We start from the raw sequence: 8,487 nt of genomic DNA on the forward strand, positions 1-8,487 counted from the left end.
GGGCGGGCCTCGAAGGACTCGACAAGATCATCGGACGGCTGGACCACTGGCACGAGCGGACCGGCAAGGATTTTTTTAAGCCGGCGCCGCTGCTCAGACAGATGGCCGAAACCGGCGCCTGGGAAGGCGTCGCCAGCTAAACTGAGCGAGGCCATTTTAGAAAACCGTGGACTACCGAATCCGCGCGTCCATGATCTCGACAAAACGCGCGAAAAGACCAGCCTGCGATTTGATCTTGAGCTTGCGATAGATGTTGCGGCGGTGGACCTTTACGGTTCCCGGTACGATGCGCATCGCCCTGGCTATCGATTCCGTGGAATGTCCCTGAAGCACCAGATCGACGACATGCTTTTCGCGCGGTGTGAGCGAAAGGCTCTTCCAGATATGAGCACGTTCAAACTCGTTGACCGGCGCAATCGCCTCGTCCTGCTTCGTCTCTGCCGGTTCGTCGGCCGGAAGGGCCGGCCAGCGCAGCCTTGCGAAACCGATCACCGCCGGCGCCATGTCGCGCAGCAATCTGGCATCGGCGGTTCCGAAGGGTCCCGAAGCATGCAGTCGCATCAGCGAGACCACCAGCGCGTCCTTTCCCGGCAGCGGCACGAAGAAGCCGACCTCTTCGGCCAGTTTGGTCTGGCTATAGTAGGAGCGGTAATATTCGCTGGCATAGAAGCGGTCCGGCGCCAGCTCGCGCATGCGCCAAAAACCTTCCTTGCGCTCGACCGCCGCGTGGTGGAACGGGTCGAGCAGATAAGGCCCCTCCTGATAGAGCGCTACGAAGACGTGGCTTTCGGCTGGCGAGAACGTCTCGAACAGCAGCGGCGGGCGCGAGGCGCCGCGATACCCGAAGACCACACAGTGATCGAAGCTGACATGCTGCCGGAGCCAGGTGACCATCGCCTTGCCGAAAAGCTCGCCGCTCGTCTCCCGTGTCGCAGCGATGAGCGCAGCGAGCTGGTTGTATTCGTCGCTGCGCGATACGTTCAATTTATACCCCTTTAAATGAGAAAATAGACCAAGTATACCACCCGCGAGGTATATACTAGTCACCGTTGGCTCTGATAGCGTCGTGAAAATCGCCTTCGCTGGAGCCCGCAGCTTTGACCGCAGTACCCGATATCGAGTTTCGCGGGGTCACCAAACGCTACGGCAGCGTGACTGCGGTCAGCGGCATCGATCTTGCCATCCCGCCATCTGCCTTTGTCGCTCTGCTCGGGCCGTCCGGCTGCGGCAAGACAACCTGCCTGCGCATGATCGGCGGCTTCGAACAGCCGAGCGAAGGTGCGGTGTTCATCCGCGGCCGCGATATGGCCGGCACGCCGCCCTACCGGCGGCCGGTCAACATGGTGTTCCAGCAATATGCGCTGTTCCCGCATCTGGATGTCGAGGACAACATCGCCTATGGGCTGCGCCAGGCGCGGCCGCGGTTGGCGCCGCGGGAGATCAGCCTGAGGGCAGGCGAGGCGCTCGCCATGGTGCGGCTTGCCGGCTACGGCCGCCGCAAGATCCACGAGCTTTCCGGCGGCCAGCAGCAGCGTGTCGCCCTGGCGCGCGCGCTGGTCAACAAGCCGGCGGTGCTGCTGCTCGACGAGCCGCTGGCGGCGCTCGACAAGAAGTTGCGCACAGACATGCAGATCGAGTTGCAGAACCTGCAGCGCGAGATCGGCATCACCTTCGTCCTTGTCACGCACGACCAGGAAGAAGCCCTGTCGATGAGCGATTTCGTCTGCGTCATGAATGGCGGGCGCATCGTCCAGCTCGGACAGCCCAGCGAAATCTATGACGAGCCCGCCGACCTGTTCGTCGCCGACTTCGTCGGCAAGACCAATCTCTTGAGCGGCAAGGTCGCCGGGCACTCGGGCAACCTCGTCGAGGTAGCGCTTGCCGACGGTACCGTCATAGCCGCGCGCAAGCGGACTTCGCTGCGGCAGGACGAAGCCGTTGCGGTCAGCCTGCGTCCTGAATCTTTAAGCCTCGGCGCGCCGGGAAGCGGCCGGTTCAACGGCATTATCCGCAACCGGATCTTTCTGGGCTCGACCGCGGAATATGCGATCGAGGTCGGGGGTATCGGAACGCTGCTCGCCAAGGCCGATCACCTGATCGGCAGTAAAAATCTCTTCAAGCCGGGTGAACCCGTCGCCATCGGCTTTACAGCCGGAACGCCGCTCGCGTTTCCTGATACCAAGAACAACGGGACCAACCAGAGGGAAAACAAACATGTCGAAATCATATCGTGACGGACTGCCGATAAGCCCCGAAAAATTCGTCGACCAATTGATGCGCCTCAAGCGCGGTTCCATCGGCCGCCGCGAATTCCTTGGCCTCACCGGTCTTGGCATCGCAACGGCGGTGATGGCCCGCGAGCTCGGCATTATGCCGTCGCCGGCCTTCGCCCAAGAGGGTCTTGGCGACCGCATGTCGATCGCCACCTGGCCCAATTACCACGACCCGGCGACGTTCGAGAATTTCAAGGCCGAGACGGGCGTCGCCGTCGAGGTCAATGTGTTCGGGTCAAACGAGGAGATGCTGGCCAAGCTGCAGGCCGGCGCTTCTGGCTGGAGCCTTTTCGTGCCGACCAACTACACGATCTCCACCTATAAGAAACTCGACATCATCGAAGCGCTCGACATGGCCAAGCTCGCCAATTTCGACGGCTCGCAACAGGACCCACGCTTCACTGGGGAAGGCACGATCGACGGCGTGGCCTACGCGGTGCCGAAGAATTGGGGCACCACCGGCTTTGCCGTCAACACCAAGAAGCTCACCAAGCCGATGACGAGCTGGAAGGAATTCTGGGACACGGCCATGGCGGAAGGCGACGGCCGGACCATGGTTCATGATTACCAGCTCACCACGATCGGCAATGCGCTGAAATATTTCGGCTTCTCGTTCAACTCGCTGAAGCAGGACGAACTCGCCAAGGCGGAGGAACTGCTGCTGAAGGTCAAGCCGCATCTGTTTGCGGTTTCCAGCGATTATCAGCCGTCGATGCGTGCCGGCGACGCCTGGATGACGATGTGCTGGACCAATGACGGGGCGCAGCTTCACCGCGACATTCCGGAGATCGCTTATGTGCTTGGCAAGGAGGGCGGCGAGATCTGGACCGACTTCTACGCCATTCCGAAGGATGCGCCCAACAAGCCCGCCGGCTATGCCCTGCTCAACTACCTGATGGACCCCAAAGTCGCGGTCAAGGAGCACCTGGCCAACGGTGCGCCCTCCACCGATGCCCGGGTCAATGCGCTGCTGCCAAAGGAAGTGCTGGCCAATCCGATCCTCTACCCGGCGGCGGATCTGCTGAAGCCGCTGGAATTCGGTGCGGCTGCGACGCTGACCGATCCGGGCCGGGCCGAACTGATGGCGCGCTTCAAGTCGGCTTGAACCGGGCGGGCCATAGGTCCGATGCAGGCAACTCTACCGGCGGGCAGATGTCCGCCGGCACCGGGGCGGTTTTTCAATGCGCAGCAATGTCCTTCGTCACAATCTGCTGACCGCGCTGCTGCTCGGTCCAGCAACCGCGTGGCTGGTGGTCTTTCTGGTCCTGCCGTTCGTCGCGATCGCCGTTTTCAGCGTTGGCGAGCGGGCGCCGGAAGGCGGCTATCAGGCCGCTTTCACCTTGGCGCAATATGCCAATCTTCCGGCGCGGGCGGCCGCCTTCTGGAATACGATGGTGCTGGCGCCGGCGGGCGCACTGGCCTGTCTTCTCGTCGCCTATCCGGTCGCCTACTACCTCGCCTTGCGCGCGCCGGAGCGGTGGCGGCTGATCCTGCTTGCGCTTGTCGTCATCCCGTTCTGGACTAGCCTACTGATGCGAACCTACGCCTGGATGTATATTCTGGGCGGGCGCGGCATCCCGGCATTGCTGGCCTATGTCGGGTTCGAAGATGTGCGGCTGATCAACACGCCGGGCGCAGTCCTGCTCGGCATCGTCTATGGCTATCTGCCGCTGATGATCCTGCCGATCTATGTCAGCCTCGAGCGGCTCGACCGCCGGCTGCTGGAAGCCTCGGCCGACCTAGGCGCAACACCAGTCTCGACATTCCTTGGTGTGACGCTGCGGCTGTCGCTGCCGGGTGTGATGACCGGCTTCTCGCTGGTCATGATCCTGCTGCTCGGCGAATATCTGATTCCGACGCTGCTCGGCGGCGGCAAGGTCTTCTTCATCGGCAACGCGCTGGTCGACCTGTTCCTGCAATCGCGCAACTGGCCGTTCGGATCGGCAATCGCGATCACGCTGGTTCTGGTTTCGGTGGTGGTGCTACTTGCCGCCAACCGCATTTCGACCCGGCTTTCGGGCGCGCGTCGGGTGGACCTGATCTGATGCGCGCCTTCGTCGTTGCGGTCTTTGCCTTCCTGTACCTGCCGATCGCGCTGGTGGTGCTGTTCTCCTTCAATGTCGGCCGTCACGCCAGCGAGCTCACCGGTTTTTCGGTGCAATGGTACGGCAAGGCGCTGTCGAACCCTTTCCTGGTCGAAGCGCTGAAGAACAGCCTGTTCATCGCCACCACCAGCGCGTTGCTCGCGGCGCTGTGCGGCACGGCGGCGGCGCTGGGCCTGGCGCGTGTCGGCGCGCGAACACGCGCCGTTTTCGATGCGCTTCTCGGTGCTGCGATCGTCGTTCCGGGCGTCGTCATCGGCATCTCGACGCTGGTCGCGCTCGTCCAGCTATTTGGGGTCGTCAATCCGTTTCTCGCGTCGCTGTGGCCGAACGACCAGCCGCCACGGCTGGCGCTCGGCTACGGGTCGATCATTGCCGCGCACGGCCTGTTTTCGATGGCGCTGGTGGCGATGATCGTCGGCACACGCCTCGGCAGCCTCGACCGCAATCTGGTCGAGGCTTCGAGTGATCTTTATGCCACCCCGCTGACGACTTTCCGCAGCATCGTGTTGCCGCAGATCATGCCGGCGGTGATCGCCGGCTTCCTGCTCGCCTTCACATTCTCCTTCGACGATTTCATCGTCGCCTTCTTCGTCGCCGGCGCACAGACGACGTTGCCGATCTATGTCTTTGCCTCGATCCGGCGCGGCGTGACGCCCGAAATCAACGCCATCGCGACGATCGTGCTCGTCGCCTCGGTGCTGCTTGTGGTGCTTGCCCAATGGCAATTGCGCCAACGCAAACCATCCAACTGAAAGTCGCAACATGATTCTGAAAGATCGCATCGCCGTGGTGACGGGCGCCGGGTCGGGCATCGGGCGCGCCGGTGCCATGATCATCGCCAGGGAAGGCGCGGTGGTGGTGATCGCCGACAGGGATCAGGCTGCCGGCGAAGCCACCGCTTTCAACATCCGTGCCGCCGGCGGCCGGGCCGAGGCGATCGCCACGGATGTCGGCGAGGACGCGGCGGTCGAGCAACTCATCGCTGGAACGCTGGGCAAACATGGCCGGATCGATATCCTGCACAATCACGCCGGAGTCCAGGTCGGCGGTACGCTGACCGAAGTCGGCGTCGACGGCATGGATGCCTCGTGGCGGATCAATGTGCGGGCACAGTTCCTCGCTGCCAGGCTCGTCATGCCGTCGATGATCGAACAGGGCGGCGGCGTCATCCTGAATACCGCCTCGAATTCAGGTGTGTTCTACGACCGCGAGATGATCGCCTACGCAACCTCAAAACATGCCGTGGTGGCGATGACCCGGCAGATGTCGCTCGACTATGCCACGCACAATGTCCGCGTCAACGCACTCTGTCCGGGCTGGGTCGATACGCCCTTCAACGAGCCCTTCATCGCCCAGATGGGCGGGCGGGATGCGATCGAACGCTATGTCCGCACCAAGATTCCCATGCAGCGCTGGGCCAGCGCCGAAGAAATAGCCGAAGCGATCCTGTTCCTCGTCTCCGATCGTTCGTCCTTCATGACCGGCCAGGCTTTGGTGATTGACGGCGGCGAGAGCATCGGCTGACATTTCGCGACAATGCGCTTGGCCGTGTCACCTCATACGTGCTTGCGGCCGCCGGCTTCGCGGAACCAGCTGTCGGGATAGGGATACCACCAGTCCTGGATCACTGGCTTGTGGTCGATGATGACCATCTTCGAGCGGCGGAAGGCATCCAGTCCCTGGCGTCCAAGTTCGCGGCCGAGGCCAGACGCCTTCCAGCCGCCGAACGGCAGCGCGTCATTGTCGATCAGCGGATTGTTGACCCAGACCATGCCGGCCTCGAGCCGCTCCGCAGCCTCATGCGCTTCGGCTAGATCGGTGGTGAACACGGAGGCGCCGAGCCCGAACGGGCTGTCATTGGCAAGCGCTATCGCCTCGTCGAAATCCTTGACCCGGCAGATCGCGGCGACCGGTCCGAAACACTCTTCGCGCACGATCGCCATGTCTGGAGTGATGCCTGTCAGGATTGTCGGCTCGTAGAACCAGCCGACATTGTGCGCCGGCGGAATGCGCCCGCCGGTGACCGCCTTGGCGCCGCTTCGGATCGCATCGTCGACCAGCCGCATGACTTTCGTCCGCGCCGCCTCGCTGACCAGCGGCCCGATCTCGGTCTTGTCGAGGCCGTTGCCGATGCGCAGCGTCCGTGTCTTCTCGGCAAACAGATCGACAAAGCGATCGTGAACGGCATCGACGACGAAGAATCGTTCGGCCGAAGTGCAGACCTGGCCGGTGAGGTGGAACGCGGCGGTGACGCTGCCGGCCGCCGCCACGTCCAGCGGGGCGTGTTGGCTGATGATCAGCGGATCGCTGCCGCCGGCCTCGATCACGCAAGGCTTCATGCGCTCGGCGCAGGCGACGGCGACGGCCTTGCCGGCAGCGACCGAGCCGGTGAAGGCGACCGCATGGGTACGGTCGGAAGCGATCAGCGCCTGAGCGGTGGCCGCCCCGCCGGGGAGGCAGGAAACCAGGCCCTCCGGCAGTGAGCGGAACACCTTGATATAATCCAGCGTCGACAATGTCGTCGCCTCCGCCGGCTTGATCACGCAGGCATTGCCGGCGGCAAGCGAAGCGGCGACGGTCCAGCACATCAACAGGATCGGAAAGTTGTAAGGCATGATATGCACCGAGGTGCCGTAGGGCTCGTAGCGCGCATATTGGAACGAACCGGCCTGCGTCGTGCCGGCGACCTTGCCGGCGTCGTCACGCGCCATTTCGGCGTAATAGCGGAAGATCGGTGCGCAATTGGCGATCTCGCCGATCGCTTCCGGATAGGGCTTGCCCATCTCGCGCACCATCAGCTCGGCGCAGCGCGTGAAGTCGGCCCCCTCGATAGCGTTGGCGACAGCATGCAGATGTCTGGCGCGGCTCTTGGCGTCGAGCTTCTTCCACGCCGTTTGCGCCTTGGTCGCCGCGGTGAGCACGGCATCGATCTCGCCGTCGGCTGCGGCAGCGGTGGCGCCCACGGTTTCCAGCGTCGCCGGATCGATTACTGGTTTTGCCGCACCGGTCATCGGCCGATAATCCGGATTGACGAAAAAGGTTGGCCGGTCAGCGGAGAATTCCATGGTCTTCCTTTCAACCCGCTCAGCGGATCATGTAGACCTTCTTGATCGTCTCGTGGACTGTGCAAACGCCCTTCCAGTCCTGCGGAAAGAACGCCGCAGTATCTGGTTCGATCTCGATAACCTCGCCGGATTCGTGGACATAGGTGCAGCGTCCCTCGAGGAAATGGCAGAACTCGTCGCGGGTGACATGGCAGTGCCATTTGCCTGGGGTGCAGACCCACAGCCCGCATTCGGAGCGGCCCTCCGGTCCCTTGTGCAGCAGCTTGCCGGAGGTGCGGGATTCGCCCTCGATCATGGTGGGGATGACGCCCCAGTCGACCAGGTCGGTGAGGGCAAGCGGCGATTTCATGATCGGTGTCGGCATGTCGTGAAGCTCCAGTGGCTGGCTTCAGGCCAGCATGTAGATGTTGCGAATGGTTTCGTGGACGGTGCATTCACCCGCCCAGCCGGCCGGGAACATGACCACCGTGGCGGCGGAGACGTCTATCACCTCGCCGTCATCTGATCGGTAGGTCGCGCGGCCGGCAACGAAATGGCACAATTCGTCGTGCGGAATCGCCAGCCGCCAACGGCCGGGCGTGCAGACCCAGATGCCGGATTCCGGCTGGTTGTTCGGCCCCTTGTGGACCAGCCTGCCGGTCGAGTGCGAAGCACCTTCCAGCGCATTGGGCTGGGTGCCCCAGTCGATGAGGTCGGCGCGGGTGGAAGCCTGGTGGAGATGTGGCGCGGAGGAGGTCATGTGGGTACTCCGTTGGTGCGACGTTCATTTTCGAGAGGCCTTCGCTCTACGGAGCCCCCTCTGTTCTGCCGGACATCTCCCCCAGTTGGGGGGAGATCGGCAGCCTCGCCGAGAGCGCCCCATTTGCGAAGTTGGCGATTGGCGTAAGCACTGATGACGGCCAATCTCCCTCCTTGTGGGGCATATGCGCTAAGATAGCTTCGGCATGGACTGAAATTTGCGCTTTCGTGGTGGTTCACGCCATCGATGTCGCAAGGCATGGAGATTTTGGCGCAGGGTTGCCAAGGGAGGTTGAGCAAAGATCG

The 8,487-nt window shown here is 62.9% G+C and carries 9 protein-coding genes; 5 read left to right on the top strand and 4 right to left on the bottom strand.

Translation table 11 applies throughout. The features are described 5' to 3' along the window. Nucleotides 1-171 precede the first annotated feature (171 nt). Nucleotides 172-984, bottom strand: a complete 813-nt coding sequence (locus EOA85_RS19900; protein WP_029349248.1) for a LuxR C-terminal-related transcriptional regulator — start codon at nucleotides 982-984, stop codon at nucleotides 172-174. Nucleotides 985-1,097: 113 nt separating this feature from the next. Here EOA85_RS19900 and EOA85_RS19905 point away from each other — a divergent pair, with 113 nt between their 5' ends. The 5 genes from EOA85_RS19905 (at nucleotide 1,098) to EOA85_RS19925 (ending at nucleotide 5,902) form a co-directional block, all read left to right on the top strand. Continuing rightward, the gene (locus EOA85_RS19905) at nucleotides 1,098-2,234 is read left to right on the top strand and encodes an ABC transporter ATP-binding protein (RefSeq protein WP_127210875.1); all 1,137 of its coding nucleotides are present in this window, start codon (nucleotides 1,098-1,100) and stop codon (nucleotides 2,232-2,234) included. Continuing rightward, nucleotides 2,215-3,378 (top strand): spermidine/putrescine ABC transporter substrate-binding protein, encoded by a 1,164-nt coding sequence (locus EOA85_RS19910; RefSeq protein WP_127210876.1) that lies wholly within the window; start codon nucleotides 2,215-2,217, stop codon nucleotides 3,376-3,378. The genes EOA85_RS19905 and EOA85_RS19910 overlap by 20 nt, the downstream gene beginning before the upstream one ends. Before the next feature lie 76 nt (nucleotides 3,379-3,454). Further along, a complete protein-coding gene (locus EOA85_RS19915) occupies nucleotides 3,455-4,318 on the top strand; it encodes an ABC transporter permease (RefSeq protein WP_127210877.1) in 864 nt (287 codons plus the stop codon). Continuing rightward, nucleotides 4,318-5,130, top strand: coding sequence for an ABC transporter permease (locus EOA85_RS19920; RefSeq protein WP_127210878.1), 813 nt, complete (start codon nucleotides 4,318-4,320; stop codon nucleotides 5,128-5,130). Before EOA85_RS19915 ends, EOA85_RS19920 begins: the two co-directional genes overlap by 1 nt. Nucleotides 5,131-5,140: 10 nt before the next feature. Continuing rightward, nucleotides 5,141-5,902: a glucose 1-dehydrogenase gene (locus EOA85_RS19925; RefSeq protein ID WP_127210879.1), complete on the top strand. Its 762-nt coding sequence runs from the start codon at nucleotides 5,141-5,143 to the stop codon at nucleotides 5,900-5,902. Between the two features lie 32 nt (nucleotides 5,903-5,934). Here EOA85_RS19925 and EOA85_RS19930 read toward each other — a convergent pair whose 3' ends face one another. The 3 genes from EOA85_RS19930 to EOA85_RS19940 are packed head-to-tail and all read right to left on the bottom strand — an operon-like array spanning nucleotide 5,935 to nucleotide 8,182. Next, on the bottom strand, nucleotides 5,935-7,443 hold the full coding sequence (locus tag EOA85_RS19930; protein ID WP_127210880.1) for an aldehyde dehydrogenase family protein: 1,509 nt from the start codon (nucleotides 7,441-7,443) through the stop codon (nucleotides 5,935-5,937). Nucleotides 7,444-7,462: 19 nt separating this feature from the next. Beyond that, a complete protein-coding gene (locus tag EOA85_RS19935) occupies nucleotides 7,463-7,807 on the bottom strand; it encodes a cupin domain-containing protein (RefSeq protein ID WP_023800538.1) in 345 nt (114 codons plus the stop codon). Between the two features lie 24 nt (nucleotides 7,808-7,831). Continuing rightward, nucleotides 7,832-8,182, bottom strand: a complete 351-nt coding sequence (locus EOA85_RS19940; protein ID WP_127210881.1) for a cupin domain-containing protein — start codon at nucleotides 8,180-8,182, stop codon at nucleotides 7,832-7,834. Nucleotides 8,183-8,487 lie beyond the last annotated feature (305 nt).

The organism is Mesorhizobium sp. M5C.F.Ca.IN.020.29.1.1 (genome assembly GCF_003997375.1).
Lineage (GTDB): Bacteria > Pseudomonadota > Alphaproteobacteria > Rhizobiales > Rhizobiaceae > Mesorhizobium > Mesorhizobium wenxiniae.